The following is a 26,747-nucleotide window of genomic DNA, read 5'->3' as shown; positions in this document are numbered from 1 at the left end:
GGCGTCCGGGGGGGTGTAACCGATCCGGCGGGGCCCGCATTCCACGGGGCTGGTGCCGGGCGCCGGGGCGGGATAGCGCCGGCGGTATGCCAGGTACAACGTCGCGACGGCGGCGGCGATTCCGCCGTCAGGGTGGCCCCGGCCACCGGATCCGGCAGGTCAGACCGGACATCCGCGCCCGGGGTCGACGCCGTCGGACACCGGTGACGCGGCTCGTCGCGCGGCTTGGGACGGGCCGCCTCGCGGCACGGCTCGACGGTCAGCCGGCCGGGTGCGCCGCGACGGTGGTCAGAGCCAGCCGGTGCGGCGGAACAGCCGGTACAGGGTGACCGCGGCGGTCGCCATCACCAGCAGCGCTGCGGGGTAGCCGTATTTCCATGTCAGTTCCGGCATGTGTGCGAAGTTCATCCCGTACACCCCGGCCACCGCGGTCTGGGTGGCGGCGATCGCCGCCCATGCCGCGATCTTGCGCATGTCGTTGTTCTGCTCGACGGCGAGCTGGGCGAGCCGGGACTGCACGATCGAGGTGAGCAGCTCGTCGTAGGCGGCGACCCGGTCGACGGCCCGGGCCAGCCGCCCCTCGACGTCGACGAACCACCGGCGCAGCCCCGGCGGCGGCCCGCCGTCGCGCCCGGCGACCAGGGCGCGCATCGGCTCGGCCAGCGGCAGCACTGCCCGCCGGAACTCCACCACCTCCCGCTTGAGCTGGTAGATGTGCTGGATGTCGGCGTGCCGGTCGGGGGCGAAGACGCTCTCCTCCACCAGTTCCAGGTCGTGTTCCAGGTGGGCGGCGACCTCCAGGTAGAGGTCCACCATCCGGTCGGTGACCGCGTACGCGACCGCCCACGGCCCCTCGGCCAGCACCGCCGGGCGGCGCTGTATCTCCTCCCGGACGGTGCTCAACGCGCCGACGGCCCCGTGTCGGACGGTGACGACGAACCGGTCGCCGAGGAAGACCATCATGTCCCCGGTGTCGACCACCTCGGAACTGGCGGTGAGTTCGGCGTGCGCGACGTACCCGGCGGTGCGCGCCACCAGCAGCGTCACCTCGCCGTGGCGCTGCACGGCGGGGCGGTGCCCGTCGGTGAGGGCCTGCGCCACGAGCAGCTCGTCGAAGCCGAAGACCCGGCCGACGGCGGCCATCACGGCCGCGCCCGGCTCGTGCAGGCCGAGCCAGACGAACGTGTCGCGGTCCCGCCGGGTTCTGGCGTACGCGTCGGCGTAGTGCGGGCGGCCCGGCTCGCGGCGGCCGTTGACGTAGACGGCGCAGTCGACCACGGCGTCCGGGTTCACCCGCCGGGGCGTCTTCGGCGGTGTCTCGTCGGCGCGTCCGAGCAGCCGCCCGACCAGTGCGCCCAGCCCGGGGAGCAACCGTGCCGCCACCACTCGCCGTCCCACCGTCCACCTCCGCGTCGCCGTGCCGAGGGCTCACCGTAGTACGGCCGGGTCCGGGGCAGCGGCGCGGAGGCGGTCAGGGAACGGCGCTGGCGCGTACCACGATGTTGTGGGAGTAGTCGCGGGAGCGTTCGTCGAAGCGCCCGCCGCAGGTGACCAGGCGCAGCGAGGCGCCCGGTCCGCCCGGTCCGTAGACCAGCGCGGTGGGGAAGTTCCACTTCGGGTACGCCCCGACGCCGTCGACCGCGAACGTCACCACCCGCCCGTCGGCGCGGGTGATCCGGACGGTGTCGCCGGGGCGCAGCCGGCCCAGGTCGAAGAAGACCGCCGGTCCGTCGCGGGTGTCGACGTGCCCGACGACGACCGCGTTGCCGGCCTCACCGGGACTGACCCCGGGGCGGTACCAGCCGGCGACGGTGGGCCGGTCCAGTGGCGGCACCTCCAGGGTGCCGTGCGGGTCGCCGGCGACCGGCACCAGCTCGGCGTGCACGTCGATGGCGGGGATGTCGATACGCAGCGGTGCGGATCGGGGCAGCACCGGCCCCGGCGAGCCGGTTCGCCCCCCACCCTGCGCGTCCGCTCCGGGCTGCGGCGGCCTCCCCGGTGTCGCGGTCAGTCCCGCGACGACCAGGCTGATGCCGGCCGTGCCGGCCACCGTCACCGCGGCCACCGCGCCCCGGGTGCGGGTCAACCACGCCATCGCTCACCTCCCCGACGGCGATGTGGTCCGGGTGCCCGTCCCGGTTCGCGCCGGTTCGGGCACCCGTCCCGAGGGATGGTGTGGGGTCCGCGGTCAGGCGACGGTGGCCGCCCGACGCCGACGGCGGACCAGGACGGTCGCCCCGAGCGCCGCGGCACCGGCCAGCGCGCCTCCCGCGGCCAGCAGGCCGCCGGCGCCGTCGCCGCCGCCACCGCCGGCGGGGGCGCCGCCGATGGGGGTGACGGTGAAGGTGGCGGTGCCGGCGGCGCTGCCGTCACCGCAGGTGGCGGTCACCGTGTAGGTGCCGAGGGTGAAGCCGGCGGTGAAGAGTTCGGCGCTCAGCCCACCGCCGGCCGCGGCGGTGGTGGAGCGGACGTTCTGGTCCCGGTTCGGTCCGGTGACGCGGAAGAGCGCGTCGCCGGCTTTCGGGTTGCAGCCCCTGGCGGTGAGCACGACCGTGCCGCCGACCGGGGTGGTGGACGGTGACACCGTCGTCTCCGCGAGCGCGGCGGCCGGCAGGAGGAGCGTGCCGAGTCCCACGCCGAGCGCTGCCGATACGAGAACTGTCTGTGCCTTCATACGCGTCTTCCCTCACTTTTCGTCCGCTGTCTGCGTGGGACGTCGTTCGGGTGGCCAACTCCGTAACTAGCACCGGTGTGGCCAACACTAGGAGGGATGGGCGCCGGGGTCGGGGTAAATGAGAAATCTTCGTTGCCGTCACGTGTTTTCCCTCTGCCCGCCAGAGACGGGCCTGCCCCGAGATGACTCGCTCCGCCGCGCCGGCGATGATCCACTCCGTCTGCGCCGGGTGGCGGCATTCTGGCCGACGGCCTGATCCCCACCAACCACCAGCTGGATGGCTAGCCTCCTAGGATGCCTTAGCGGGTGAGACCGCCGCCGCAACCGCGAAGGCGGTTGGGGGTGGCCACGACGACGAGGTCCAGCGCGTGCGGAGTACGCCAGAGCAGGTCGGCGTCGTCGACCAGGCGAACCTCGGGGTGCTCCCGCCGGACCTGCTCGCGCCGTTCGGGGCTGGTGGTGACCACGGCGTGTAGCCGCAGCCCGGGGGAGGCGGCGATCAGCGGGGCGTGGAACACCCGCCCGGCGATCCCGTATCCGAGCAACCCCACCCGCAGTTCGCCCGTTGTGCCCCCTCCGCCGGCTCTGGTACCGAACCTATGCCCCGGGGGCGCTCCCGGGCCGACGACGCCGGGCGGGAAGTCGGGTCGGCCACCCGGGCAGCGGCCGGCGTCCGACCGGGGCGCTGTACGCGCAGGAGCCGGAGGACGAAGACGGGCCGGCGGTTGAGGGCGGGCGGCACGCCGCGGGGCCAGCGGCTCCCCGGGTGTGGCAACGTGGGCGGGTGGACATCGTCGACCTGGCTCTCGTCGGCGTCGGCGGCGCCGGCTGCCTGGTGCTCACCGCGTTGGACCGGCACGACCTGACCGGGCTGCGGATCGCGGTCATCGACCCGGTCCGCAAGCGCGGCCAGGACCGCACCTGGGCGTTCTGGGGCACCCCTGGGGGCGACCTGGAGCCGATGCTCAGCGCCAGCTGGCAACGGGTGGAGGTGACCACGCCGGGGCGGCGGCGGGTGCTCGACCTGGCGCCGCTGCGGTACGCGATGCTGCGTTCCGCCCCGCTGTATGCGCGGGCTGCGGAGGCGGAGCGGCGGCTCGGTGCCACCCGGATCGACGCGGCGGTCGGCGCGCTCGACGACGACGGTGCCGGGGTGACCGTCCGCGACACCGACGGCCGGGCGTTGTTGCGGGCCGGATGGGTGCTGGACTCCCGGCCCGGGCCGCCTCGCCGGCCGGGGCGTACCAACTGGTTGCAGCACTTCCGGGGCTGGTGGGTGGAGTCGGCGACGCCGGTGTTCGATCCGGACCGGGCGGTGCTGATGGATTTCCGCACCCCACAGCCGGCCCGGGGTGTCGCCTTCGGGTATGTGCTGCCGGTCAGCGACCGGTACGCCCTGGTGGAGTACACCGAGTTCGCTCCGGCGGTGATCGACGACGCGGCGTACGACGCGGCGCTGCGCGGCTACGTCGGCCTGCTCGGGGTCGACCTGGCCGGGGCGACGGTGCGGGAGGTGGAGAACGGGGTGATCCCGATGACCGACGCCCCCTACGACCGTCGGCCGTCGGCGCGGGTGGTGCGTCTGGGCACCGCCGGCGGGGCCACCCGGCCGTCGACCGGGTTCACCTTCTCGGCGATGCGGCGGCAGGCCGCGCAGGTCGCCGCCGCGCTCGCCGCCGGTCGGGCCCCGGTGCCCCGCCCGGGATACCCCGGGCGTCACCGGTGGATGGACGCGGTGGCACTGCGAGCCCTGGACACCGGCGGGGTGGGCGGTCCGGAGTTCTTCGGCCGGTTGTTCGACCGTAACCCGCCCGAGAGGGTGCTGCGGTTCCTCGACGGCGACACCCGCCCGGTGGAGGACCTGGCGGTGATGCGCTCCAGTCCGTTGCTGCCGATGACCTCGGCGGTGGTCGGTGACGCCGCCGGGCGGCTGCGGGCCAGGCTGGCCCGGCCCTGACCACCGCCGCCCGGCAGCGCCGGGGCGACCGGTGCCCGGCGTGGACGGGCTCGTGATCACCATGGCAGCGGGTGGGGCGGTAGGTTCTGGGGCGTGGTGGACGCGGCGGGTGGCAGGGTTGTGGAGATCTGGACCGACGGGGCGTGCAGTGGCAATCCCGGGCCGGGTGGCTGGGGCGTGGTGCTGCGCTACGGCGACCACGAGCGGGAACTGTGCGGCGGGGAGGCCACCCCCACCACCAACAACCGGATGGAGCTGACCGCCGCGATCCAGGCGTTGGAGGCGCTGAACCGGCCAGCCACCGTGCGGCTGCACACCGACAGCACGTACGTGCGCAACGGCATCACCGGCTGGCTCGCCGGGTGGAAACGCAACGGCTGGTTGACCGCCGCGAGGCAGCCGGTCAAGAACGCCGACCTGTGGCAGCGGCTGGAGGCCGCCTGCGCCCGGCACGACGTGATCTGGCTGTGGGTGAAGGGGCACAACGGCCACCCGGAGAACGAGCGGGCCGACGCGCTGGCCAACCGGGGGATGACCGAGGCGCGGGCGGGGGCCGACGGTCGGGCTGCGCGCGCCGGGCGGTGATCTGACGCCCTACACCTCGCTGGTCGGGTTGACCGCGTCCTCCTGGGCCGGGTCGCCCGCCCCGGAGACGGCGTCGACGTCGTAGCCGGCGCGGCTGGTGTCCCGTGCCGACAGATGCTCCTCGGCGGGCAGGTCGGCGAAGTCGTCGCCGGTGTCGTCGGTTCCGCGCAGGGAGTCGCCGGGCGGGCGCAGCGACGCCTCGTACGCCGGGGTGCCGTCCGGCTCGTCGGTGTTGGCTCGGTCGGTGCGCTGTTCGTCCGTCATGCCGACCTACCTGCCCGTCTGGTCGGCGGGCAAACACGTCACCGCTCGGCGGGCAACACGTCACCGTCCGCGTCGGCCCGGCCTCGGGTGGGCGCGGTCCGGCCGGCGTGCCGGGGTGAGGGCGAGCCCCGACCAGTGGCCGGGGTGGTGCAGCGCCGCCGGCAGCCGGGTGGTCCGGTCACCGCGGGCGGCGGCGTCGAGTTGGGATTGGTGCAGGAAGAGCGTGCCGCGCAGGTCGGCGCCGCGCAGGTCGGCGCCGCGTAGGTCCGCCCCGGTGACGTCGGCGGCGCGCAGCTCCACGCCGCGCAGGTCCGCTCCGACCAGACAGGCTCCCCGCAGATTCGCCCCGACCAGGTAGGCCTGTCGCAGGTCCGCGCCGAGCAGCATGGCGCCCCGGTGGTCGGGGCCGCCGTGGCCGTTGCGGGCTCGCTCGCTGGCCCGGGACAGCAGCGGGTTCACCTGAGCCCGGTGGGCGTCGACGTCGACCGCCCGTAGGTCGTCGGGGTCGGCGGCGGCCAGCCTGCGGGTCTGCTCGGCGGCGGCGGACAGGTCGTCGCGCAGCGCCCCGGCCGGGGTGAGCGCCAGTGCCTCGGTGAGGTACCAGAGCAGTTCGTGCAGCGGACGCGCGACCGCGAACGCGGCGAACATCGCCGCGGCGGTGGCCGGGTCGTCGCGCCAGTTCCGCCCGCCGAAGGTGTCCTGGGTGACCCGCTGGCCGGCGCCGAAGCAGTCGAAGACGGTGCAGCCGGGGAAGCCGCGTTCGCGCAGCCGGTCGTGGATGCCGCAACGGGAGTCCGGGCGTAGGTTCGGGCAGGGCTGACCGGCGGGTTTGTCCAGGGCGAAGTCGGCGGACGCGGCGAAGGCGGGGGCTACGCAGCACAGGCCGACGCAGCGGGCGCAGTCGGCACGCAGCTCACGCGGTTGTGGCGGTTCGGGCACGGCGGGTGCTCCCGGCTTCGTCGGTGTCTCGGCCCGTCCGTCCCGGGCCCGGACCCATTGTGCGCCCCGGCCGTCGGCCGGGAGCGTGGCGGTCATGTCGTGGTGAGGCTGCGCTCGACCGCTTTGACCACCAACTCGTCCACTTCCTCGGGGGTGAAGAGCTCCGGGAGCGTCAGCGTCTCCACGATCAACCAGTTGAGCGCCAGGACGAGCAGAATGACCGAGGTCGCATCGCCCGGCATGCCCTGCTCCAGGTGGTAGGCGACGTTCGCGTCCACGTCCGCGCGCACTCTCGTGGTGAGCACGGCACGCAGCTCTGGCCGCCGGGTCGCCTCCAGTCGCAGCTCCAGCATGGCGAGATATCCGCTGCGGAACCCGGTGATCCGCCCGATCAGGTCGCGCATCAGCTCGGTCACCTTGGCCTTGTCCCGCGGCCCTTGTTCCGCGGCGGCCCAGGTCGCCTCGTCGGGCGTCCAGCGTTCGTAGACCCGTTCGGCGGTCTGCATGAGCAGGTCGTCGCGGTTGGCGAAGTAGTTGGAAGCCGTGCCGACCGGGGTTCCCGCCTCGGCGTCGACCGCCCTGAAGGTCAAACCGCGCGCTCCTTCGCCGGCCAGCACCTCGATGGCCGCGTCAAGGAGCGCGTTTCGGCGCTGGATGTTCCTTCGCATGTTGACACCGTAGCAGTTGTAGTACTACGTTCGGACCACTTCGGATGAAGTACTACATGTGGAGTGATCAAGTATGCGAAAGCTCGTCTACTACGTCGGTGTCTCCATCGACGGTTACATCGCCGGCCCCGGCGGCGAGTTCGACTTCTACCCCGTGAGTGACGACATGGCCGCGTCGATGAACGAGCGGTACCCCGAGGTGGTCCCCACGCACATCCGCGCGCGAGCCGGCCTTGCCGACGCGCCCAACAGGAGGTTCGACACGCTGGTCATGGGGCTCGGTACCTACCAGCCGGCCCTGGACCTCGACATCTCCAGCCCCTATTCCCACCTGCGGCAGTACGTGGTGTCCTCGACTCTGGAGAAGATCGACGACCCGTCGGTCGAGCTTGTCTCCGGCGACCCGATCGGGCTCGTGCGCCGGCTCAAGGCCGAGACCTCCGACAAGGACATCTACCTCGCCGGAGGCGGCAAGCTGGCCGGGGCGTTGCTGCCGGAGATCGACGAACTGATCATCAAGTGGTACCCGGTGGTCGCCGGCGCGGGCATCCCAGCCTTCCAGGGTGGACTCCGACCCACGCTCTTCGCCCCCACTGAGCGGGAGTCGTTCAGCAACGGGGCCCAGGTGACCTGGTTTCGGCGCACCACACCGCCGAGCTAACGGTCAGTGGGACGGGGATGCACCGATCGCCAGTCGTCGGAGGGCAGGTGCGAGCCCGCCTGCGGGCCCATCAACAGCATCCCGCCGTCCACCGGCCAGGACGCCCCGGTGACGTACGCGGCGGCGGGGGAGGCGAGCAGCGCCACCACCGCGGCAACCTCCCGCGCGTGGCCCGGGCGCCCCACCGGCACGCCCGGGCGTTCCCGGGTGAACGGGTCGACGTCCTCCTGGCCGGTCATCGGGGTGCTGATCTCACCCGGTGCGACCGCGTTGACGGTGACCCCGTCGGCGGCCAGCTCCTGCGCCATCACCCGGGTGAGCAACCCCAGCCCGCCCTTCGCCGCGCAGTACGCGGCCGAGCCGACCCGGGGCGCGTGCTCGTGCACGCTGGTGATGTTGATGATCCGCCCACCCCGCCCAGCGGCCCGCATTCTGCGGGCGGCCCGCTGCCCGCAGAGAAACGGTCCGTCCAGGTCCACCGCGAGTACCTCCCGCCACTGCTCCCAGCCCGTGTCGACGAACGGGACGGAGGCCCCCGTGCCCGCGTTGTTGACCAGCACCCCGACCCCGCCTAGCCGGTCGGCCAGCTCGTCGACGACGGCGGCCGCCTCCGGCAGCCGGGTCAGGTCCAACTGGGCGACCTCGCACCGGCGGCCGGCGGCGCGTACCTCCTCGGCGGTGCGTCGCGCCCCGTCGCGGTCGCCGTGCCAGGTGACGCCGATGTCGAAACCCGCCTCGGCGAGGGCCACCGCGCTGACCTTGCCGATGCCGGAGTCGGCGCCGGTGACGATGGCGATTCTCGGATAGTTCTCGTGTCGCTCAGGCATGGTTGCGCACTACCCGGGGGCGGTCGCCCCAATCGCGGCAGGTGTGACGCCGGGCGCGGCGGGTAGGCGCGGGGCATGGAGCTGGTCGAGGAGGCGCCCTACCGGTTCCGCATCGACCGGCACGACCCGATGCGGGTACCAGGCACCGTGTTCGCGTCCCGGTCCCTGCTGCCGGACGGGGCTGGGGACCGGTCGCTGGAGCAGGTGGCGAACGTCGCCACGCTGCCCGGCATCGTCGGCGCCTCGTACGCCATGCCCGACGTGCACTGGGGGTACGGCTTCCCGATCGGCGGGGTGGCGGCCACCGACCCGGCCGACGGCGGGGTGGTGTCGCCGGGCGGCGTCGGCTTCGACATCTCCTGCGGGGTGCGGTTGCTTGCGGCAGACCTCGATCGCGCCGAGCTGGGCGGCGCACTGGAGTCGGTGATGGACGGGCTGAGCGCCGGCACACCCCGGGGGATGGGCCGGGGTGCGGTGTGGCAGCTCGCCGACCGGGCCGAACTCGACGCGGTGCTGCGCGGCGGCTCCCGGTACGCCGTCGAGCGCGGCCACGGCACCGTCCGTGACCTGGAACGCTGCGAGGACGGCGGGGCCGTCACCGACGCCGACCCGGCCCAGGTGAGCGAACGGGCCGTGCAGCGCGGCCAGCAACAGGTGGGCAGCCTCGGCTCCGGCAACCACTTCCTGGAGGTGCAGGCCGTCGACGAGATCTACGACCCGGGTGTGGCGGAGGCATTCGGGCTGCGGCACGGCCAGATCTGCGTGATGATCCACTCCGGTTCGCGAGGGCTGGGCCACCAGATCTGCACCGACCACGTCCGGGCCATGGAGAGGGCCATGCCCCGCTACGGCATCGAGGTGCCCGACCGGCAACTGGCCTGCGCCCCCGTGTCGTCGCCCGAGGGCCGCGCCTACCTCGGCGCGATGGCCGCCGCGGCCAACTACGCCCGGGCCAACCGGCAGCTGCTGGCCGAGTCGGCCCGCCGGGTCCTCGCCGACCGCACCGGCCGCGCCCTGGATCTGGTCTACGACGTCTCACACAATCTCGCCAAGGTCGAGGAGCATGAGGTGGACGGCGCGGTGCGCAGGCTCTGCGTGCACCGCAAGGGTGCCACCCGGGCCCTGCCGCCGGGCCATCGCGAGCTTCCCGACGACCTACGACCCGCCGGCCAGCCGGTACTCATCCCCGGCTCCATGGGCACCGGCTCGTACGTACTGGTCGGGGTGCCCGGCGCGCCGGCCTTCGCGTCCACCTGCCACGGCGCGGGGCGGGTCCGCAGCCGCCGGCAGGCCACCCGGGCCGTTCGTGGGCACGACCCGCGCCGGGATATCGAGGCTCGGGACATCGCCGTGCGGGGCGCGTCCCGGCGGGGCCTGGCCGAGGAGATGCCGGAGGCGTACAAGGACATCACGGCGGTGATCGAGGCCACCGAGGGCGCCGGGCTGTGCCGGCGGGTGGCCCGACTGGTCCCGATCGGTGTGGTCAAGGGCTGAGCCGGACCGCCTACACGTCGACGGTCACGACGCAACGCCAGCCCGTCGCGTCCCGGTCGAAGCGCAACGCGTGCAGGCTGACCGCCTTCGGCACCGCCCCCACCAGCTCCACCGTGCCGGCGTCCACCGTGCGCCACCGCACCCGCAGCCCACCGTCGGTGGGGCGCGTCTCGGTCGCCAGCGGCAGTGTGCCCTCGGTCTCCAACCGGAAGATGACCTCGTCGAGGAGACCGACCAGCAGGTCACTGTCGTCGCCGGCCGGCAGCTCGACGGTCGTCTCGCCGTCCGCGGCCGCCCCGTCGGTGTCGGCGAAGGTCGCCACCAGCGCGGCGACCGCCTCGGCCAGGCAGCCGTCCCGGTCCGGCGCCCAGGCCTCGATCCGTACGTCGGCGGTGTGCGCGACGGCGCGGTGCCCTCGGTCCATGTCCCGATCATGCCGCCCCCACCCGGCATCCCCGGGCCGAACCGTCGCACCGGCGGTGCCCGTCGCCGCCATGACCGTTGACGACGCGGGCCCTCGACCGGCTCAGCCCGGCACATGGAAGGTGGGCGCGTCGGCGGTCAGCACGCCGCCCCACGCGTCGACCTTCCACCGCTCGGCCAGCTCGCCGGTCAGGGTGTCCACCAGCGCCGGCACATCGTCGCCGGCCCCCTCGTGCAGCGCCTCGACGACCACGAGCACGCGTTCGGTGCCGTGACGCACCGCCGACCAACCGCTCTGCCGGTGGGTCCACCGCCGGGAGTGGGCCCGACCGGCGTCGTCGGCGAAAATCAGCTCACCGGGCTCCGGGTGCTCTACGCCGCCGGCCAGGGTCACGTACTCCTCGACGCCGGTGGCGGGCCGCACCGCCAGGTCGCCGTCGATCCGGTCCCGGTCGAGCACCGCGACGGGGATCGCGTACGCGACCGAGACGGCGTTGCAGAGGTCGACGAGGGGGTGCACCCGCGGCAGCCCCCCGTCGCGGCGCAGGCGGCGCAGCAGCGACTCGGCCGCGCACCGGTACCGGGTCGGTGGCAGCCCGCTCGCGGCGAACGCCCGCCGCCAGGCCCGGATCTCACGGAACCCGCTCTCCGGGCCGGCGGCCAACCGGTCGCGGGCCGTGGCGACGTGGTGGGCCACCCGCTGCTCCACGTCGGCGTCCGGGGTCAGCCCGTCGGCGCTCAGCGCGGCGGCCACCAGCGTGGGGTGCGCCGACCGGACGGGTGCGGAATGCTGGAAACGCATGGTGGTCCTATCTCTCGACGAACAGCAGGGAAAGCCCGAGCACGACGAACGACCCGGCGAAGGCGTGGCGGATCCGCTCGGTCAGCCGGGGACGGGCGAGGACGCGCCTCCGCACCGCGCTGGCGAGGACGCCGTACGCGGCGAACACGACGAACGTGACGAGCATGAACACCGCGCCGTGCAGCAGCATCCGTCCCGTGCTGTTCGGCCCGCCGGCGGGGACGAACTGCGGCAGGAACGCCAGCAGGAACAGCATCGGCTTCGGGTTGAGCAGGTTGACCAGCACCGCCGAGGTGATCACGCGGTGGGCCGGGCGGGCGACCGGATCGGCGGCGGCGGCGAAGCCGGAACGGTCCCGTGCGGTGACCCAGGCCAGGTACAGCAGGTATCCGACGCCCAGGTACCGCACCACGTCGAACGCGGTCGGGCTGGCGTGCAGCAGCGCGGCCAGGCCGGTGCCCACGGCCACCAGGTGCGGCACCAACGCCAGGGTGCAGCCGACGGCGGCGACCACGCCGGCGCGCCGCCCCCGCGACAGCGCGGCGGAGAGGGTGAAGACGACCCCGGTGCCCGGGGTGGCGGCCACCACCAGTGTGGCCAGGAGGAAGGCGATACTCACGAACTCCACCCTGCTGCCACAATGGTCCGATGCCCAGGGCCAAAACCCACTCAGCGGAGAGGTCCATAACAGCCGGATCGGACTTCCTCCAACTCGACGTCGACACCGCCCCACCCGGCGGCCGAGCCGGCTGGCTGGCCGACCGGCTGCGCGCCGCGATCGCCGACGGGAGGATCCCGCTGGGCGGTCGGCTGCCGGCCAGCCGGGTGCTCGCCGACGAACTCGGCGTCTCCCGGGGCGTGGTCACCGAGGCGTACCAGCGGCTGGCCGAAGAGGGACAGGTCGTCGGGCGGGGACGCGCCGGGACCGTCGTCGTCGCCACCCCGGCCGTCACGCCGCCGGCACCGGCCACGCCGGTCCCGCCACCGCCGGAAGCGGTGTTCGTGTCCGACCCCGGCACCGAGATCTTCGAGGCGCTGCGCGCCGCCCCCGCCCGGATCGACCTGTCCCCGGGCGTACCCGACCTGGCGGCCTTTCCGCGCGCGGCCTGGCTGCGGGCCGAACGGGCGGTGCTGCGTCACCTCGACGCCGCAGCCCTCGGCTACGGCGACCCGCGAGGCGCCCCCGCGCTGCGGGTCGCGGTGTCCCGGTGGCTCGCCCGCACCCGGGGCATCCGCGCCGACCCCGACGAGGTGCTGGTCGTCTCCGGCGTCTCCCAGGCGCTCGGTCTGCTCGCCCAGGTCCTGCGCGACGACGGCGTGCACACGGTCGCGGTCGAGGACCCGGGGTCGCTCGGCGTCCGCCAGCACCTGCGCAACTGGCGGCTGGACACGCCGCCGGTGACCGTCGACGAGCACGGGCTGCGGGTCGACGAGCTGGCCGCCGCCGGGCACCCCGCGGTGATGCTCACCCCGGCGCACCAGTTCCCCACCGGGGTGGTGCTGCACGGCGACCGGCGCCGGCAGGTGGCCGACTGGGCCCGCGACGGCGGTCTGGTCCTGGAGGACGACTACGACGCCGAGCACCGCTACGACCGCCCTCCCGTGCCAGCCCTGCACGCCAGCCTGCCCGGGCGGGTCTGCTACACCGGCAGCGTCTCCAAGCTGCTCGCCCCCGCCCTGCGGGTGGGGTGGGTGCTCGCGCCGACGCGGTACCGGGACGCGCTGGTGGCCGCGAAGCGGATGGCCGACCTGGGCAACGCCGTCCTGCCGCAACTGGTCCTGGCCGAGTTGATGACCTCCGGCGACCTGGACCGGCACCTGCGCCTGCTACGCCGCCGGCACGTGCGCCGCCGGGACGCGATGATCCGGGCGATCGGCCGGCACCTGCCGGGGGCCACCGTGCACGGCGCGGCGGCCGGGCTGCACCTGACGGTGACCCTCGCGGGTGTCCGCTGCGACGTCGCGCTCGCCACGGAGGCCCTGCGCCGCGGCGTGAAGACCCAGCCGCTGTCCTGGCACGCCCAACGCCCCTACCCGGCCGGGTTGGTGCTGGGTTACGCCGCCGCCACCGTCGGGGAGATCGAGAAGGGCATCGCCGCCGTCGGCGCGGCACGCCGTTCGGCCTCGGTGACCGGCGCCCACCGTTGACGGCCGTCGACGACGGTGGATAGTGTCGTCCACTGCCTGTCCCCGGGGAGACGCCATGGCCTGCGACCACGTCGACGTGCTCATCGTCGGAGCCGGCCTGTCCGGCGTCGGCGCGGCCTGCCACCTCCGCCGCGACTGTCCCGACAAGACGTACGCGGTGCTGGAGGCGCGCGGCGCGATCGGCGGCACCTGGGACCTGTTCCGCTACCCCGGCATCCGCTCCGATTCGGACATGTTCACCCTCGGCTACTCGTTCAAACCGTGGACCGACCCGAAGGCGATCGCCGACGGCGACTCCATCCGTGACTACGTCCGCGACACCGCCCGCGAGTACGGCGTCGTGGAGCACATCCGCTTCCACCACCGGGTCGTGCGCGCCGAGTGGGACAGCAGCACCGCCCGCTGGACCGTCCACGCGCACCGCGCCGACACCGGCGAGGACGTCACGATCACCTGCTCATTCCTGTTCACCTGCTCCGGCTACTACCGCTACGACGCCGGCCACACCCCCGAGTTCCCGGGCGTCGACCGGTTCACCGGCGAGCTGATCCACCCCCAACACTGGCCGCAGGAGTTCGACCACACCGGCAGGCGGGTCGTGGTGATCGGCAGTGGCGCCACCGCGGTGACCCTGGTGCCGGCGATGGCGCGGCGGGCCGCGCACGTCACCATGCTCCAGCGGTCACCCACGTACGTCATCGCCCTGCCGTCGCGGGACGTGGTGGCCGACGCGCTGCGCCGCTGGCTGCCGTCGACGGCCGCCCACCCGCTCCTGCGGTGGAAGAACGTGCTGCTCGGCACGGTGAACTTCCAGCTCAGCCGGCGTGCCCCCAGCCTGGTGAGGGCGCTGCTGCGCCGGGCCGCGAAGGGCCGCCTCCCCGCCGGGTACGACGTGGACCGGCACTTCTCGCCCCGCTACGATCCGTGGGACCAGCGGCTCTGCGTGGCACCCGACGGGGACCTGTTCGAGGCGGTGCGGGTCGGCCGGGCGTCGGTGGTCACCGACACCATCGACACCTTCACCGAGCACGGTGTCCGGCTCGCCTCCGGCGAGGAGTTGCCCGCCGACGTCGTCGTCACCGCCACCGGGCTCAACCTGCTCGCGCTGGGCGGGATGAGCGTCGCGGTGGACGGCGTCGACATCGACCTGGCCCGCACCGTGGCGTACAAGGGAATGATGCTCTCCGGCGTGCCGAACCTCGCGCTCACGATCGGCTACACCAACGCCTCCTGGACGCTGAAGGCCGACCTGGTCGCCACCTACGTCTGTCGGCTGCTGCGCCACCTGGACGCCACCGGCCACCAGATCGTCACCCCGGTCGCTCCGCGCGACGGGGGCCTGGCGCCACTGATCGACCTGACGTCCGGGTACGTGCTGCGCAGCGTGGACGTGTTGCCCAGGCAGGGCGTCCGGGCACCCTGGCGGCTGCACCAGAACTATCCCCGCGACGTCCTGCTGATGCGCCACGGTCGGCTCGTCGACGAGGGGGTCCGCTTCTCCCGCGCCACCGCACCCACGCCGGTCACCGGCATCCGCACCACCGGCGTCCCGGTCGTCTGAGCACGACCGGTCGTCCGGCGCCCCACCACAGCCCGCCCCGCACCATCCGCGCAGCAAGGAGGCCGCGTGCGACCATTCGTCTTCGCCGCCGGGACCGCCGTGGTCACCGGCGCAGCCAGCGGGATCGGGGAGGCGCTCGCCCACGGCCTCGCGCGCCGGGGCAGCCACCTCGTCCTGCTCGACCGGGACGCCGAGCGGCTCGCTGTGGTGGCGGCGGCGATCCGCGCCGCGCATCCGGACCGGCAGGTCCGCACCCACGTGGTAGACCTGGCCGACCCCGCCGCGACCGACCAGGCGGCCGAACGGATCCGGGCTGCGCATTCCCGGGTACGACTGCTGGTCAACAACGCCGGCGTCGCCCTCGGAGGGCGCTTCGACCAGGTCACCCTCGACGAGTTCGACTGGGTGCTCGACATCAACCTCCGGGCCGTGGTGCGGCTGACCCACGCGCTGCTGCCGGCGCTCAAGGCCGAGCCCGGCTCGCATCTGGTCAACGTCTCCAGCCTCTTCGGGCTGATCGCCCCCGCCGGGCAGGCCGCCTATGCGGCCAGCAAGTTCGCCGTCCGTGGCTTCACCGAGGCGCTGCGCCACGAGCTGGTCGACGACGGCGTCGGGGTGACCTCGGTGCACCCGGGCGGGATCGCCACCGCCATCGCCCGCAACGCGCGGGTGGGCAGCGGCGTCCTCCGCGAGGAGTACGAAATCGGCCTGCGCCAGTTCGAGAAGCTGCTCTCCATTCCACCGGCCACCGCGGCCGAGGTGATCCTGCGCGGTGTCGCCCGACGTCGCGGCCGGGTGCTGATCGGCTGGTCGGCGAAGCTGCCCGACCTGCTGGCCCGCGTCGCGCCCGCCGGCTACGGGCGGGTGCTCGCGGTGGCGGCGAGACCGGGCGGCGCCCCGACCGGGTGGGCGGCTCGCCCGGCCGGCCCGCCGGAGCTCTCCACCGAGGAGCGGGCGTGAGCGCCGCGTCCGGGCTGCGGCCCCAGCACGTGACGGTCGACGGCCGGCGGGTCCGGCACCGCGTCGACGGCGACGGCCCGCCGGTGGTGCTGCTGCACGGCCTCGGGCGTTGCCTGCACGACTTCACCGCACAGCACGAGCTGCTGGCCCAGCGGTTCCGGGTGCACAGTGTGGACCTGCCGGGGTACGGCGGTTCGCTGCCGATGGCCGAGCGGTGCACCCTGCCCGCGCTGGGCAGGTTCGTCGGGCACTACCTCGACGCGGTGGGCGTGGCCCGGCCCGCCCACCTGGTCGGCAACTCCCTCGGTGGGGCGGTCGCCATGCGGCTCGCCGCGACCGAGCCCGACCGGGTGGCCAGCCTCACGCTGGCCAACAGCGCCGGCTTCGGGCCCGAGATGGCCCTGGCGCTGCGGCTGCTGACGCTGCGTGCACTGGGCCGGCTGCTGCTGCGTCCGAGCCGCCGGGTGGCCCACCGGGCGCAACGGATGCTCTTTCACGATCCGGCGTTCGCCACCGAGGAACGGATCGACCACGCGCTGCGGCTGGCCGGCCAGCCGTACACGGCGCGGGTGACGCTGGAGACCTGCCGCCACCTCGGCACCTTTCGGGGCGTCCGACCGCAGTGGCGCGACGAGCTGCTGGCCCAGGTGGCCGCGCTCGACATTCCCACCCTGATCGTCTGGGGCGACCGCGATCTCATCCTCCCGGCGACGCACCTCGAGGCAGCCCGCGCCCGGCTGCCGAAAGCCCGCACCCACCTGTTCACCGACTGCGGGCACCTGCCGCAGATCGAGCGGGCCGAGGAGTTCCACCAGCTGCTGGTCGACTTCTGGGCGGGTGACCCGACCGGCGGCGGCCGGGCGGCGACGGCGGTCCGAGCGGATTGACGCGGTGCCCGGGCGGCGCGGGGCGGCACGGGCCGGCCCGGGGGATTTCCGGCCGGGGGTGCGAAGTCGCTCCCACCGGGAACGCCGGGGTGGTGTCGGGCGACGAGGTGACCCTCTTTCTCAGCGGCGACGTGATGACCGGCCGGGGCGTCGACCAGGTCCTGCCCCGGCCGGGGCCGCCACGGCTTCGCGAACAGGTGGTCACCGACGCGCGCCGGTACGTGGAGCTGGCCGAGTCGGTGTCGGGCCCGATTCCCCGTCCGGTGTCGCCGCGATGGCCGTGGGGAGACGCGCTGCGCCTGCTCGACGAGCTCGGGCCGGACGTGCGGATCGTCAACCTGGAGACCGCGGTGACCGACCGGGGTGAGTTCGCGCCCGGCAAGGTGATCCACTACCGGATGCACCCGGACAATCTGTCGTGCCTGACCGCCGCCCGCATCGACGTCTGTGCGCTGGCCAACAACCACGTGCTCGACTTCGGCCCGGACGCGCTGGCCGACACACTCGACGCGCTGCGTCGGGTCGGGATCACGCCGGCGGGTGCCGGCCGCGACGAGGTCGAGGCGTGGCGCCCGGCTCGGGTCGACCTGGGCGAGGGCCGCCGGCTGCTGCTCTGGTCGGTCGGCACCCCGTCCAGTGGTGTCCCGCCGCACTGGGCGGCCACCGACCGGCGGGCCGGCGTGGCGTACCTGCCGGAGACGAGCGAGGAGCGCGCCGCCGCGCTCACCGCGCGGATCGACCGTGAGGCCCGGCCGGGGGACCTGGTGGTGGTCTCGGTGCACTGGGGCTCGAACTGGGGGTACGACGTGCCGGCCGCACAGGTGCGGTTCGCGCACCGGCTGGTGGAGGCCGGGGTACGCCTGGTGCACGGCCATTCGTCGCACCATCCGCGCCCCATCGAGGCGTACCGGGACGGACTCATCCTCTACGGCGCCGGTGATCTGGTGGACGACTACGAGGGGATCGGTGGGCGGGAGTCGTTCCGTCCGTGGCTGCGACTGCTGCACCTGCCCACGTACGACCGGGGCGGGCTGGTGCGGCTGCGGCTTGTCCCGGTCCGGATGCGTCGGATGCGCCTGGAGTCGGCGACCCCCGCCGAGGCGCGCTGGCTGGCGGATCTGCTCGACCGTCTCGGCGGGCCGTGGCACACCGGTTTCGGGCTGGACGACGACGGCCTGATCACCCTGCGCCGGGCCTGAGGCCCTCACCGACGGTGACCCACGCGAGTCGACGCACCCCACGCCATCCTCCCTCTGCTCTGCTGCCCTCTCCGCGACAGTGACCTAGGGTGGTCGGGGCGGTGGCGGCAGAGATCCCGCCGTCGTCGCATGATGCCAGCTCACTCTCGTGTCGCGTCGGTGGCGGCAGAGCAAAGGGAACGACTGGGGAGGCCGCTGTCCGGGTGCCGCGTGACACAGCGTGTTCATCCCTGGTGGGCCACGGAGGGTGAGAGGCTGTCGCCGACGCTCGCACACCCTCCAGGGTGCGCCGTCAAGCCGGCCCGGTGTCCCGGCGCATGTGCAGCCGGACGGTGGTGCCGGCCGGGGTGCTGTGCACGAGCACCAGATCGCACAGCGCGTGCACGATAACCAGGCCCCGCCCGCCGATGCCGTCGTGCCTGGGCGTCAGCCGGCCGGCGAGCGGATCGTCCAGCCAGCCGTCGTCCCGAAACTCGCACACCAGGTGTTCATCCGTCCGCCACACGTGCAGCAGCCCGCCACCGCTGGCGTGCGCGATGCTGTTGGTGGCCAGTTCGGTCACCGCGATCTGCAGGTCGGCGACCCGGTCCGGGTCCAGCGCGGCGTCCCGTGCGTGCGCGGTGACGAACCGGCGTACGTCGGAGAGGGTGTTGAGGTCGTAACGCAGCAGCGCCACCGGTTCGCCGGCCGTCGCCAGCGGCTTGTTGTGCTCGGTGACGACCTGCGCCGGGGCGAAGTGAGGGCTGGGCCGTCGCCCGACGGCGTCGACCAGCACCGGGTGGGTGCGGCAGGCGTCGGCGAGCAGTCCGGCGGACAGCCGGGAAGCGTCGTACGGGCAGAGGATGTGCACATCCCGGTCGGCGAAGGCAAAGTTGATCAACGCCTCGTGTTGGGCGCAGGCCGGTTGCTCCGCCTCCGTTCGCCCCGGCCACACCGGCTCGCCGATGATGCGGACCCGCCGGCCGGAATGCCCGTCGAGAAACGCCTGGAGCACCCACGGAATGATCCGTCCCGGGTTGCGCCCCGCCTGCGTCATGTCGACGTACCGTACCCGGTCGTCGTCGGCTCCCACCTCGGCCTGGATCATCCCCAGACGGTCGGCCGGTGTGGCCACCAGCACCGGCTCGTCGTGCGTCAGCGCGTCGAGGACGAACGGCACCGTCCCGGCCAGCAGTTCCTCCCGATCGCGGTAGAACAGCCCCTCGTGGACCAGACCACCCGCCGGTGGTCCCGTCGTCCCGATCGGCGTCACGCCGCGCCTCCCGCGCCGTCCACCGGGTCGAGCAGGCTGCTCGGCGCCGGCCGGCAACCGACCAGGCGGACGGCGGAGGGCGCGTCGCGGCGGGCCCGGGCCAGCGCGCTGGCGGCACCCGCATCGGCGAAGCTCAGTTCCGAGACGTCCAGCACGGTCGTCCCGACCTCCCCGATCAGGCGCAACCCGTACGGGCCGCGGGTCCGGTACGCCCGCGGCAACGGCGTCCAGGCGCGGCTCATTCGGGGCCCGACGGTGGCGGGATGCGCGGTGGTGACCGGGTGGAGGCACTCGGTGGGGAAAAGTCGCCGTCGGTGAGCCACAACGCCGTGTGACCGAGTCGGAGTCTGGCGGCGAGGAACCGGCCGGCGTCGTCCAGGCCGTCGCTGTCGTCCCCGTGCGCCCCACAGATGTGTTCTCCCAGGTGGACCTGGTCGACCGCCGCACTCGTCGTCACCGTCATCGCCTTCCGGTTGGCGCGCCTCACTGTAGTCCCTCGTCAGGACCGGCTCCAATGCCGTTCGACGCCCGCCCGGCCGCTGGACGCGGCACCGTCGCAGACGCCCTCGACGGCGCGGACCCCGCGGCCCAGACCCCGGCACCGGGCAGGTGCTGGCCGACCTCGTTCGTACCCCGGTGACGTGGGATGTCCGGTTCCAGCCCCGGGTTGATCCGGTCGCCGGTTGCCGACAGGGCTGTCCGACTCTGGCGGTGACCTGCGCCGCCGCCGTGGCCACGGCGGGCATTTCCGGAATGAGCGACACGCGGAGCCGGTTGTGTCCCCCGTACTGCTGGCAGGCAACCCCGGCGGTGCCGGCAGTTCCCCGAGGGGCGCTCGATGCGGAGCGCGTTTACACGATCGAAAGGGCAACCATCGTGAAGCAGAACTTCACTCGATGGCTCCCGGCCATCGCGAAGAACCACAGGACCGTACTGAGCATCGCCGGCGTCGCCGCCATGGGTGGTCTGGCGCTCGGCCCCGCCGCGGTGGCCGCCCCCGTCACGGGCGGCCCGCACGAGGAAGCCGTCGCCGCCATCGATCTGGCCACCGGCAAGAGCCGGCAGGGCGCCACGGTCGAGTCGGGCCTGACCACCGGCGGCAGGATCACCGGAGTGTCGGCCGACCGGCCGAGCCGGGACGAGCTCATCCCGCACGGTGTGGAGGGCGCCCAGTCCCGTATCCCGCTGGACGACGCCCAGCTCGCCAACGCCAGGGCCATCATCGAGGAGGCCAGGGAGACCGGCGTGGGCAGGCGCGGCGCGGTGATCGGCATCGCCACCTCGCTGCAGGAGTCCAAGCTCTACAACCTGGGTCACCTGGGCGCGTACAACGACCACGACTCGCAGGGCCTGTTCCAGCAGCGCCCGTCGTCGGGTTGGGGCACGCCCGACCAGATCACCGACCCCGGGTACGCCTCCCGGGCGTTCTTCGAGGCGCTGAAGAACGTGCACGGCTGGCAGGAGCTGCCGTTGACCACGGCGGCGCAGACCGTCCAGGTCTCGGCGTTCCCGTACGCGTACGCGCAGTGGGAGCAGCAGGCGGCGGACATCGTCCAGCAGCTCTGGTGACCGACCGGCCGGCCGGCCCTCATCCTCATGGTGACGGGGGCCGGCCGGCGTCTGTCGGGCGGTCTGCCGGCGGCGGCCCCGTCCCGTCAGCGGTGGGTCAGGCATGACCGACCGCGACCAGGGCCCTGCGGGGCGGCAATCACGCCATCTGGCGGGCGCACCACCGGGGGCCGAAGTCCAGCCCGGCCATCGGCGAGTCCTCCCGGTGCAGCAGGTTCTTCTCGGTGAGCAGGTGCAGGGGCTGGTGCACCTCCTCCGCCGCCATCCCCGCCTCCTCGGCGATCAGGTCCGGGTACGGTACCTGACCGCGCGCCTCCAGCGCCGCCACCGCGTCGTACACCCGTTCCTCGGTCTCCGACAGACGCACCTGCTGCATGGTGACCTCCTTGCCGTGACCCGCCCGCTCGGACGGGGTGGGTACCGCGGCTTACCCGCCGGGTGACCGACAATGCCCGCCCGATCGGGGCAGTCGTGCGCCGCCGGCCGGGGTGCGGTGCCCTAGGGTGGACGCCGTGATCATCTGGGATCTCGTCGTCGTCGGCGCTGGCCCGGCCGGGCTGACCGCCGCGCGGGTCGCCGCCGAGGCGGGCGTGCGGACGCTGGCGCTGGAGCGGGCCACGCATCCCCGTTACAAAACGTGCGGCGGTGGTCTCATCGGCACCTCGCTGTCGGAGGTCGCCGGCCGCATCGAGGTGCCCGCGCACGACCGGGCCGATCGGGTGACGTTCACCCGGGACGGGCGACGCGCATTCACCCGCCGGTACCGCACCCCGTTGGTGGCGATGGTGCGCCGGGAGGAGTTCGACGACCGGTTGCGCGCCGCCGCCGTCACCGCCGGGGCCGAGCTGCGCGAGGGCGTCGCCGTCCGCGGTGTGGAGCAGGATCCCGACGGGGTACGCGTGCGCCTGGCCGACGGCACGACCGTGGCGGCCCGGACGGTGGTCGGGGCGGACGGCTCCTCGGGGGTCACCGCCCGGCACGTGGGCGTCCGGTTCCGGCAGGTGGATCTGGGCCTGGAGCGGGAGCTGCCCGTCCCGTCCGTCGTGCAGCGGCGCTGGCAGGGGCGGCTGCTGCTCGACTGGGGCGCCATCCCGGGCTCTTACGCGTGGGTGTTCCCCAAGGGGGCGTCGTTGACGGTCGGGGTGATCGCCGCGCGAGGCGAGGGCGAGGGTACCCGCGAGTACCTGCGCCGTTTCCTGGACCGGCTGGGCCTGGCTGGTGTGGAGCCGGAGCACGACTCGGGGCATCTGACCCGGTGCCGGGCCGACGACTCCCCACTGCGCCGGGGTCGGGTGCTCGTCGCCGGGGACGCGGCGGGGCTTCTCGAACCGTGGAGCCGAGAGGGAATCAGCTACGCCCTGCGCTCCGGCGCGCTCGCCGGCGAGGCGGTCGCTGCAGGCGACCTGGACCGCTACGAACGGGACATCCACCAGCGGCTGGTGCCGTCGATGCGGGCCGGTCACCGCCTGCTGGAGATATTCGAACGTCGGCCCGACGTCTTTCACGCCCTCCTGGCCACCCCGGCCGGTTGGCGGATGTTCGTACGGTTCTGCCAGGGGCGGGCCAGCTTCGACCAGACGCTGTCCCGCGCCCCGGTCCGGGCCGGTCTGGCGTTGCTGGACCGCCTGCCCCCGGTGCGGCGCTCGGTGGCCACCCTGCCCCGATGACCGACCGGCGCCGTCATTTTGGTGGTCGCCGGCGTTGATGCCGTACGCCTTCCGGCGCGAGAATGCGGGCGTCCCCGACCCAGCGGGCGCTCGGCCTGGGTTCGGGCATCGGCTGACCAGGCTCCGGTCGACGGGCCGCGGGTCGCCCCGTGACCCGTCGACGTGGTGCGGGTCAGAAGACCGGCACGTCCTCGCGTACCAGCTTCCAGTTCGGTACGAAGAAGTCGGCCGGGTCGATGACACCCTTGGCCTGCGCCCAGTCGATCAACAGCTGGCGGATCTCCTGCTGCTCGTTGTACACCTGGGTCTTCACGATGCCGGGGAAGTTGCCGCCGCCGCTGCGCCGGTAGTTGTTGACGGCGACGACGAACCGCGCGTCGGCGGCGACCGGGGTGTCGGTGCCGGGCAGGACCAGGCGGGTGATCCGCTGGCCGACCGGCTTCGAGATGTCGATGTCGTAGTCCAGACCGGAGAACACGTCGTAGTTGTAGTCCGGGACGGCCGGGTCGCTGATCGTGGCCGGGTCGACGGTGCCACCCGCGGCCACGGTCTGGAAGTACTTCGCCGAGAACTCCAGGTAGGTCCGGACCTCGGCGCCGCTGAGCACCACGGCTTCGAGGGTGTTGTCGAAGACGTACAGGCCCGCGACGTCGCGGATGCGCACGTCACCCTGGGGGAAGATCGCGGTCCGGCTGAACGGCGCGGCGATCGACAGCACCGGCAGCGACGCGTACGCGGTGCCGGCGAGCGCCTTGGTGACCACCTCGGTCTGCACGTGGTTGATGAAGTCCAGGATCGGGGTGTCCTGGTACCGCGACGCGGCGGCGGACAACTCCTGCGAGGACTGCGCGACCACGGTGTTGACGTAGTTCACCGTCTTTGCGTGCTGGCCGCGCACGGCGGCGAGCACCGCCGGGTCCTCCACCACGGTGTTGGTGTTGAGCATGGACGACCGCTTGGCGACGACCTTCCAGCTGCCGCGCACCCTCTGGACGGTGAAGTCCATCCGGGTCAGCCGCTGGCCCCACTTGGACGGCTCGGCGGTGAGCACCTGCTCGCCGGTGACCTCGTTGGTGTGGAACTTCTCCACCACCTCGGCGTGCGCGTGGCCGAACAGGATCGCGTCGATGCCAGGCACCCGCTGCGCGATGAGCGCCACCGGGTTCTCGATCGGCAGCTCCGGGCCGTAGCTGGAGGTGCCGCTGTCGCCGCCGTGCGCGGAGATGATCACGAGGTCGGCGCCGCGTTCCCGCATGATCGGCACCCATTTCGCGGCGGTCTCGATCATGTCGGCGAAGATCAGCCTGCCCTCGACGTTGGCCTTGTCCCAGATCGCCGAACCGGGGTTAGTCAGGCCGAGGATGCCGACGTTGATGGTGGGGGAGTCCGGGCCGCCCAGGCGCACCTTCTTGATCACGTACGGCAGGTAGGCCGGCCGGCCGGTCTTCGCGTTGAGGGCGTTGGCGGCCAGCGCCGGGAAGCCGAGCTGCTCGATCCACTTCGCCAGCAGCGGCAGACCGTAGTTGAACTCGTGATTGCCCAACGTGACCGCGTCGTACCGGAGCACGTTCATCGCGTGGGCCATCGGGTGCGTCTCACCGGTGACGGTGATCGGCTCCTGCTTGGCGTAGTACGTGGCCAGCGGGGTGCCCTGGATGGTGTCGCCGGCGTCGAGGACGAGAGTCGCCCTGCCCCGGCGCTCGGCGCGGATCTGGTTGACCAGGGTGGCCAGCTTGGCCACGCCGACGTCGTTGTGCTTGCTGTCGTCGTACTCGGCGTCGCGGTAGTAGTCCCAGTTGTAGACGTTGCCGTGGGTGTCGGAGGTGCCCAGGACGGTCAGGTCCCAGGTCTTCGGGCCCTTCGCCTCGGCGGCCCGGGCGGGGGCGCCGGCGATCAGGGTAGCGGTCGCCGCGGTGGCGGCGACGGTCAGCACCTGACGGCGCGACGCGCCGGAGGAGAGGGTCATGCGGTGCCTTTCGCAAGAAGGGGGAGGCGCCTCGTGGTTGCCGTTGCGCACCATAAACGAGCAGTTGTCACGGGCGCCACAACGGCTCACGGTGTTTCATCCCACCAGCGTCGTCGGCCACCTGCGCGTAACAACACCGTCGCCCGTGCGACTGGCACGCCGGTTTCCTCGCTGGCCGGTGGGGTAGGGCGGACAGGGACCAGGACGGACGAAGCACCCGAGGAGTCAAGCGGTGAACCAGGACCAGTACACCCGTCAGGACCCGACCGAGCAGTACGGCCAGCAGGAGGGGCAGCCCGCGCAGCAGCAGTCCGCGCCTGGCTCGACCCGCGAGATGGGGCCGAAGCCCGACCACGGCGAGGAGTCGTACCGGGGTAGCGGCCGCCTGGAGGGCAGGCGCGCGCTGATCACCGGCGGTGACTCGGGCATCGGCCGGGCGGTCGCGATCGCCTTCGCCCGGGAGGGCGCCGACGTGGTGGTCTCCTACCTCGGCGAGGAGGAGGACGCCGACGCCCGCGAGACGGTGCGGCTCATCGAGCAGGCCGGCCGCCGGGGCGTGGCGGTACGCACCGACATCACCGACGAGCGCAACTGTCGGGACCTCGTCGCCCGTACGGTGGCTGACCTGGGTGGGATCGACATCCTGGTGAACAACGCCGCGTACCAGATGTCCCAGGACGAGGGCATCGCCGGCATCACCACCGCCCAGCTCGACCGGGTTCTGAAGACCAACCTGTACGCGATGTTCTGGCTGTGCCAGGAGGCCATCCCGCACATGAAGGACGGCGCGACGATCATCAACACCACCTCGATCCAGGCGTTCGACCCGTCGCCGCAACTGCTCGACTACGCCACCACCAAGGCGGGCATCGCCAACTTCACCAAGGCACTCGCCGCCCAGCTCGCCCAGCAGGGCGTCCGGGTCAACGCGGTCGCACCCGGCCCGGTCTGGACGCCGCTGATCCCGGCCACCATGCCGCAGGAGAAGGTGAAGCAGTTCGGCACGGACACCCCGCTGGGCCGGCCGGCCCAGCCCGCCGAACTCGCCCCGGCATACGTCTTCTTCGCCTCGCAGGAGTCCAGCTACGTCACCGGCGAGATCCTCGGCGTCACCGGTGGACGCCCGACGAAGTGAACCGACATGGCGCCCGGGTGGCGTGCGGCCATCCCCGGGCACTGCGGCAGGCTGACTCCGCGCCGGCCGACCCGCTCCGACCGGTCAGCGGGGCCAGCCGGCGAGCCGGTCCCGCATCCGGGCGATCTGCCGGGCGTCCAGGCCGTAGCGGCTGAACCGGCGATCCGGCACCCGGTCCAGGTACCGGCCCGCCTCCCGGACGTCGGTGTCCTCCAGCGCGGGGTCGACCTGCCGGGCCAGCTCCAGCAGCTCGGCGACGGACCAGCGGTCCAGGGCCGCCGCCACGTCGATGTAGTCGCGTGCCTCCCGGCGGTTGACCAGCGCGGCGGTCTTGTTCGCCACCAGATCCCGCACGTCCATCACCGGGCCGAAGTCCATCACCACGGGGGAGCGGTACCGGTCGAGGCGGGCCAGGCTCAGCCGGATCTGCCGGTCGCCGCGGCGCACCACGAAATCCCGCAGGTCCTGGTCGACGCCGTCGAACAGCCCGCCGAGGTCGCTGTCCGGGTCGGCGTCGACGACCGCGTACCCGGCCCCTTCCAGCGCCGCGCGGACCTCCGTGGCCGCCGCCGCGGCCGCGCCCTCCACGTCGGCGAACAGGTCCACGTCCTCGGTCGGGCGGGTGACCAGGCCGTGCGCCGCCCAGGCCACCCCGCCGCCCAGCACGAACCGATGCCGCCCGGCGACGGAGAGCGCCACCCGGGCGACCTCCCGGTAGAAGTCGTGCAGGTGCGTCACGCGGCCCGCAGACCCTGGTGCCGGCTCTCCCACGCCTGCCGCACCCCGCGCGGCAGGTTCAACCGTCGCCACACCCGGCGCAGCGTGCGCCCGTTGATTAACTGCCGCAGATCGTCGGTGCGGGTGCTCTCCCGCAGCACGTTCTCGTACATCCACAGCAGGTCGTCGGGCTCGGCCAGGTCGAACGTCCGCTGCGCGTTCCACATCAGCCGCACCGGCAGTTCCACGACGCCCCGGGTGGGACCGACCAGTTCGGTGAGGGTGCGTGCCACCACGGCGGGCCGGCCCGGGCGGGCCAGGTGCGCCACGGGGGTCACGGTGGTCTGCATGGCATCAGGGTAACCCCGCTCCGGGTCGGCCCGGTCGACCCC

Annotated in this window: 29 protein-coding genes; 12 read left to right on the top strand and 17 right to left on the bottom strand. The window is 73.4% G+C overall.

Going from position 1 to position 26,747, the window contains the following annotated elements; genetic code table 11:
* Window positions 1-288 precede the first annotated feature (288 nt).
* From E1193_RS14485 to E1193_RS14470, 4 genes are all read right to left on the bottom strand, one after another.
* Complete coding sequence (locus E1193_RS14485) at window positions 289-1,398, bottom strand: magnesium and cobalt transport protein CorA (RefSeq protein WP_132183719.1); 1,110 nt, start codon at window positions 1,396-1,398, stop codon at window positions 289-291.
* Window positions 1,399-1,471: 73 nt separating this feature from the next.
* Window positions 1,472-2,095, bottom strand: coding sequence for a class F sortase (locus tag E1193_RS14480; protein WP_132183718.1), 624 nt, complete (start codon window positions 2,093-2,095; stop codon window positions 1,472-1,474).
* 93 nt (window positions 2,096-2,188) lie between these two features.
* Window positions 2,189-2,674: a hypothetical protein gene (locus E1193_RS14475; RefSeq protein ID WP_132183717.1), complete on the bottom strand. Its 486-nt coding sequence runs from the start codon at window positions 2,672-2,674 to the stop codon at window positions 2,189-2,191.
* A 299-nt stretch (window positions 2,675-2,973) separates the two neighbouring features.
* Entirely contained in the window at window positions 2,974-3,225 is a 252-nt protein-coding gene (locus E1193_RS14470) for a Gfo/Idh/MocA family oxidoreductase (RefSeq protein ID WP_243707626.1), read from the bottom strand.
* A 215-nt stretch (window positions 3,226-3,440) separates the two neighbouring features.
* On the opposite strand from E1193_RS14470, the gene E1193_RS14465 reads away from it, so the two are divergent.
* Window positions 3,441-4,631: a lycopene cyclase family protein gene (locus E1193_RS14465; protein WP_132183715.1), complete on the top strand. Its 1,191-nt coding sequence runs from the start codon at window positions 3,441-3,443 to the stop codon at window positions 4,629-4,631.
* A gap of 93 nt (window positions 4,632-4,724) precedes the next feature.
* A complete protein-coding gene (gene rnhA, locus E1193_RS14460; protein WP_132183714.1) occupies window positions 4,725-5,216 on the top strand; it encodes a ribonuclease HI in 492 nt (163 codons plus the stop codon).
* Between the two features lie 9 nt (window positions 5,217-5,225).
* Here the strand turns inward: rnhA and E1193_RS14455 are convergent, their stop codons facing one another.
* From E1193_RS14455 to E1193_RS14445, 3 genes are read right to left on the bottom strand one after another with little or no spacing between them, the layout of a single operon-like run.
* Window positions 5,226-5,480, bottom strand: a complete 255-nt coding sequence (locus E1193_RS14455; RefSeq protein WP_132183713.1) for a hypothetical protein — start codon at window positions 5,478-5,480, stop codon at window positions 5,226-5,228.
* A 60-nt stretch (window positions 5,481-5,540) separates the two neighbouring features.
* Window positions 5,541-6,515 carry a pentapeptide repeat-containing protein gene (locus E1193_RS14450; protein ID WP_132183712.1) on the bottom strand — a complete coding sequence of 325 codons (975 nt, stop codon included), beginning with the start codon at window positions 6,513-6,515 and terminating at the stop codon, window positions 5,541-5,543.
* On the bottom strand, window positions 6,512-7,087 hold the full coding sequence (locus tag E1193_RS14445) for a TetR/AcrR family transcriptional regulator (RefSeq protein ID WP_132183711.1): 576 nt from the start codon (window positions 7,085-7,087) through the stop codon (window positions 6,512-6,514). Before E1193_RS14445 ends, E1193_RS14450 begins: the two co-directional genes overlap by 4 nt.
* A gap of 73 nt (window positions 7,088-7,160) precedes the next feature.
* On the opposite strand from E1193_RS14445, the gene E1193_RS14440 reads away from it, so the two are divergent.
* Window positions 7,161-7,748 carry a dihydrofolate reductase family protein gene (locus E1193_RS14440; RefSeq protein WP_132183710.1) on the top strand — a complete coding sequence of 196 codons (588 nt, stop codon included), beginning with the start codon at window positions 7,161-7,163 and terminating at the stop codon, window positions 7,746-7,748.
* Here the strand turns inward: E1193_RS14440 and E1193_RS14435 are convergent.
* Window positions 7,745-8,575 (bottom strand): SDR family oxidoreductase, encoded by an 831-nt coding sequence (locus tag E1193_RS14435; RefSeq protein ID WP_132183709.1) that lies wholly within the window; start codon window positions 8,573-8,575, stop codon window positions 7,745-7,747. The two genes, E1193_RS14440 and E1193_RS14435, sit on opposite strands and share 4 nt — an antisense overlap.
* 75 nt (window positions 8,576-8,650) lie before the next feature.
* Between E1193_RS14435 and E1193_RS14430 the strand changes: the two genes are divergently transcribed.
* Window positions 8,651-10,069 carry an RtcB family protein gene (locus E1193_RS14430; RefSeq protein WP_132183708.1) on the top strand — a complete coding sequence of 473 codons (1,419 nt, stop codon included), beginning with the start codon at window positions 8,651-8,653 and terminating at the stop codon, window positions 10,067-10,069.
* 10 nt (window positions 10,070-10,079) lie between these two features.
* Here the strand turns inward: E1193_RS14430 and E1193_RS14425 are convergent, their stop codons facing one another.
* The 3 genes from E1193_RS14425 to E1193_RS14415 all read right to left on the bottom strand — a co-directional run bounded on the left by E1193_RS14425 (window position 10,080) and on the right by E1193_RS14415 (window position 11,913).
* Window positions 10,080-10,493, bottom strand: a complete 414-nt coding sequence (locus E1193_RS14425; protein ID WP_132183707.1) for an archease — start codon at window positions 10,491-10,493, stop codon at window positions 10,080-10,082.
* A gap of 102 nt (window positions 10,494-10,595) precedes the next feature.
* Window positions 10,596-11,294 (bottom strand): phenylalanine--tRNA ligase beta subunit-related protein, encoded by a 699-nt coding sequence (locus E1193_RS14420; protein ID WP_132183706.1) that lies wholly within the window; start codon window positions 11,292-11,294, stop codon window positions 10,596-10,598.
* A 7-nt stretch (window positions 11,295-11,301) separates the two neighbouring features.
* Window positions 11,302-11,913, bottom strand: a complete 612-nt coding sequence (locus tag E1193_RS14415; protein WP_132183705.1) for a LysE family translocator — start codon at window positions 11,911-11,913, stop codon at window positions 11,302-11,304.
* Between the two features lie 29 nt (window positions 11,914-11,942).
* On the opposite strand from E1193_RS14415, the gene E1193_RS14410 reads away from it, so the two are divergent.
* The 5 genes from E1193_RS14410 to E1193_RS14390 all read left to right on the top strand — a co-directional run bounded on the left by E1193_RS14410 (window position 11,943) and on the right by E1193_RS14390 (window position 18,049).
* On the top strand, window positions 11,943-13,442 hold the full coding sequence (locus E1193_RS14410; RefSeq protein WP_132183704.1) for a PLP-dependent aminotransferase family protein: 1,500 nt from the start codon (window positions 11,943-11,945) through the stop codon (window positions 13,440-13,442).
* Window positions 13,443-13,497: 55 nt separating this feature from the next.
* Entirely contained in the window at window positions 13,498-15,003 is a 1,506-nt protein-coding gene (locus E1193_RS14405) for an NAD(P)/FAD-dependent oxidoreductase (RefSeq protein ID WP_132183703.1), read from the top strand.
* A gap of 66 nt (window positions 15,004-15,069) precedes the next feature.
* Window positions 15,070-15,963 (top strand): SDR family oxidoreductase, encoded by an 894-nt coding sequence (locus tag E1193_RS14400; RefSeq protein WP_132183702.1) that lies wholly within the window; start codon window positions 15,070-15,072, stop codon window positions 15,961-15,963.
* Window positions 15,960-16,850 carry an alpha/beta fold hydrolase gene (locus E1193_RS14395; protein WP_243707624.1) on the top strand — a complete coding sequence of 297 codons (891 nt, stop codon included), beginning with the start codon at window positions 15,960-15,962 and terminating at the stop codon, window positions 16,848-16,850. The genes E1193_RS14400 and E1193_RS14395 overlap by 4 nt, the downstream gene beginning before the upstream one ends.
* Before the next feature lie 92 nt (window positions 16,851-16,942).
* Window positions 16,943-18,049 carry a CapA family protein gene (locus E1193_RS14390; protein ID WP_243707622.1) on the top strand — a complete coding sequence of 369 codons (1,107 nt, stop codon included), beginning with the start codon at window positions 16,943-16,945 and terminating at the stop codon, window positions 18,047-18,049.
* A gap of 292 nt (window positions 18,050-18,341) precedes the next feature.
* Here E1193_RS14390 and E1193_RS14385 read toward each other — a convergent pair whose 3' ends face one another.
* Entirely contained in the window at window positions 18,342-19,301 is a 960-nt protein-coding gene (locus E1193_RS14385) for a sensor histidine kinase (protein WP_243707619.1), read from the bottom strand.
* Complete coding sequence (locus E1193_RS14380) at window positions 19,298-19,543, bottom strand: hypothetical protein (protein WP_132183701.1); 246 nt, start codon at window positions 19,541-19,543, stop codon at window positions 19,298-19,300. The genes E1193_RS14385 and E1193_RS14380 overlap by 4 nt, the downstream gene beginning before the upstream one ends.
* A gap of 634 nt (window positions 19,544-20,177) precedes the next feature.
* Here E1193_RS14380 and E1193_RS14375 point away from each other — a divergent pair.
* Window positions 20,178-20,870: a hypothetical protein gene (locus E1193_RS14375; protein ID WP_132183700.1), complete on the top strand. Its 693-nt coding sequence runs from the start codon at window positions 20,178-20,180 to the stop codon at window positions 20,868-20,870.
* 139 nt (window positions 20,871-21,009) lie between these two features.
* Here E1193_RS14375 and E1193_RS14370 read toward each other — a convergent pair whose 3' ends face one another.
* A complete protein-coding gene (locus E1193_RS14370) occupies window positions 21,010-21,246 on the bottom strand; it encodes a hypothetical protein (RefSeq protein ID WP_132183699.1) in 237 nt (78 codons plus the stop codon).
* Between the two features lie 136 nt (window positions 21,247-21,382).
* Between E1193_RS14370 and E1193_RS14365 the strand changes: the two genes are divergently transcribed.
* Window positions 21,383-22,537: a geranylgeranyl reductase family protein gene (locus E1193_RS14365; RefSeq protein WP_132183698.1), complete on the top strand. Its 1,155-nt coding sequence runs from the start codon at window positions 21,383-21,385 to the stop codon at window positions 22,535-22,537.
* 172 nt (window positions 22,538-22,709) lie between these two features.
* Here E1193_RS14365 and E1193_RS14360 read toward each other — a convergent pair whose 3' ends face one another.
* Window positions 22,710-24,503 (bottom strand): 5'-nucleotidase C-terminal domain-containing protein, encoded by a 1,794-nt coding sequence (locus E1193_RS14360; RefSeq protein WP_132183697.1) that lies wholly within the window; start codon window positions 24,501-24,503, stop codon window positions 22,710-22,712.
* 232 nt (window positions 24,504-24,735) lie between these two features.
* Between E1193_RS14360 and E1193_RS14355 the strand changes: the two genes are divergently transcribed.
* Window positions 24,736-25,638, top strand: coding sequence for an SDR family oxidoreductase (locus E1193_RS14355; protein ID WP_132183696.1), 903 nt, complete (start codon window positions 24,736-24,738; stop codon window positions 25,636-25,638).
* 84 nt (window positions 25,639-25,722) lie between these two features.
* Here the strand turns inward: E1193_RS14355 and E1193_RS14350 are convergent, their stop codons facing one another.
* Entirely contained in the window at window positions 25,723-26,376 is a 654-nt protein-coding gene (locus E1193_RS14350) for a nucleotidyl transferase AbiEii/AbiGii toxin family protein (RefSeq protein WP_132183695.1), read from the bottom strand.
* Window positions 26,373-26,705, bottom strand: a complete 333-nt coding sequence (locus E1193_RS14345; RefSeq protein WP_132183694.1) for a hypothetical protein — start codon at window positions 26,703-26,705, stop codon at window positions 26,373-26,375. The genes E1193_RS14350 and E1193_RS14345 overlap by 4 nt, the downstream gene beginning before the upstream one ends.
* Window positions 26,706-26,747: the final 42 nt, after the last annotated feature.

Source organism: Micromonospora sp. KC606, from assembly GCF_004348675.1.
Taxonomy (GTDB): domain Bacteria; phylum Actinomycetota; class Actinomycetes; order Mycobacteriales; family Micromonosporaceae; genus Micromonospora.
The sequence above is the reverse complement of the archived record's forward strand: the minus strand, read 5'-3'. Positions and strand labels throughout refer to the sequence as shown.

Excerpts from the sequence above, each read along its gene's own strand:
- E1193_RS14480 (WP_132183718.1), bottom strand. The coding sequence starts at position 2,095 with ATGGCGTGGTTGACCCGCACCCGGGGCGCGGTGGCCGCGGTGACGGTG.
- E1193_RS14475 (WP_132183717.1), bottom strand. The coding sequence starts at position 2,674 with ATGAAGGCACAGACAGTTCTCGTATCGGCAGCGCTCGGCGTGGGACTC.
- E1193_RS14455 (WP_132183713.1), bottom strand. The coding sequence starts at position 5,480 with ATGACGGACGAACAGCGCACCGACCGAGCCAACACCGACGAGCCGGAC.
- E1193_RS14450 (WP_132183712.1), bottom strand. The coding sequence starts at position 6,515 with ATGACCGCCACGCTCCCGGCCGACGGCCGGGGCGCACAATGGGTCCGG.
- E1193_RS14445 (WP_132183711.1), bottom strand. The coding sequence starts at position 7,087 with ATGCGAAGGAACATCCAGCGCCGAAACGCGCTCCTTGACGCGGCCATC.
- E1193_RS14440 (WP_132183710.1), top strand. The coding sequence starts at position 7,161 with ATGCGAAAGCTCGTCTACTACGTCGGTGTCTCCATCGACGGTTACATC.
- E1193_RS14435 (WP_132183709.1), bottom strand. The coding sequence starts at position 8,575 with ATGCCTGAGCGACACGAGAACTATCCGAGAATCGCCATCGTCACCGGC.
- E1193_RS14430 (WP_132183708.1), top strand. The coding sequence starts at position 8,651 with ATGGAGCTGGTCGAGGAGGCGCCCTACCGGTTCCGCATCGACCGGCAC.
- E1193_RS14425 (WP_132183707.1), bottom strand. The coding sequence starts at position 10,493 with ATGGACCGAGGGCACCGCGCCGTCGCGCACACCGCCGACGTACGGATC.
- E1193_RS14420 (WP_132183706.1), bottom strand. The coding sequence starts at position 11,294 with ATGCGTTTCCAGCATTCCGCACCCGTCCGGTCGGCGCACCCCACGCTG.
- E1193_RS14410 (WP_132183704.1), top strand. The coding sequence starts at position 11,943 with ATGCCCAGGGCCAAAACCCACTCAGCGGAGAGGTCCATAACAGCCGGA.
- E1193_RS14405 (WP_132183703.1), top strand. The coding sequence starts at position 13,498 with ATGGCCTGCGACCACGTCGACGTGCTCATCGTCGGAGCCGGCCTGTCC.
- E1193_RS14380 (WP_132183701.1), bottom strand. The coding sequence starts at position 19,543 with ATGAGCCGCGCCTGGACGCCGTTGCCGCGGGCGTACCGGACCCGCGGC.
- E1193_RS14370 (WP_132183699.1), bottom strand. The coding sequence starts at position 21,246 with ATGCAGCAGGTGCGTCTGTCGGAGACCGAGGAACGGGTGTACGACGCG.
- E1193_RS14360 (WP_132183697.1), bottom strand. The coding sequence starts at position 24,503 with ATGACCCTCTCCTCCGGCGCGTCGCGCCGTCAGGTGCTGACCGTCGCC.
- E1193_RS14345 (WP_132183694.1), bottom strand. The coding sequence starts at position 26,705 with ATGCAGACCACCGTGACCCCCGTGGCGCACCTGGCCCGCCCGGGCCGG.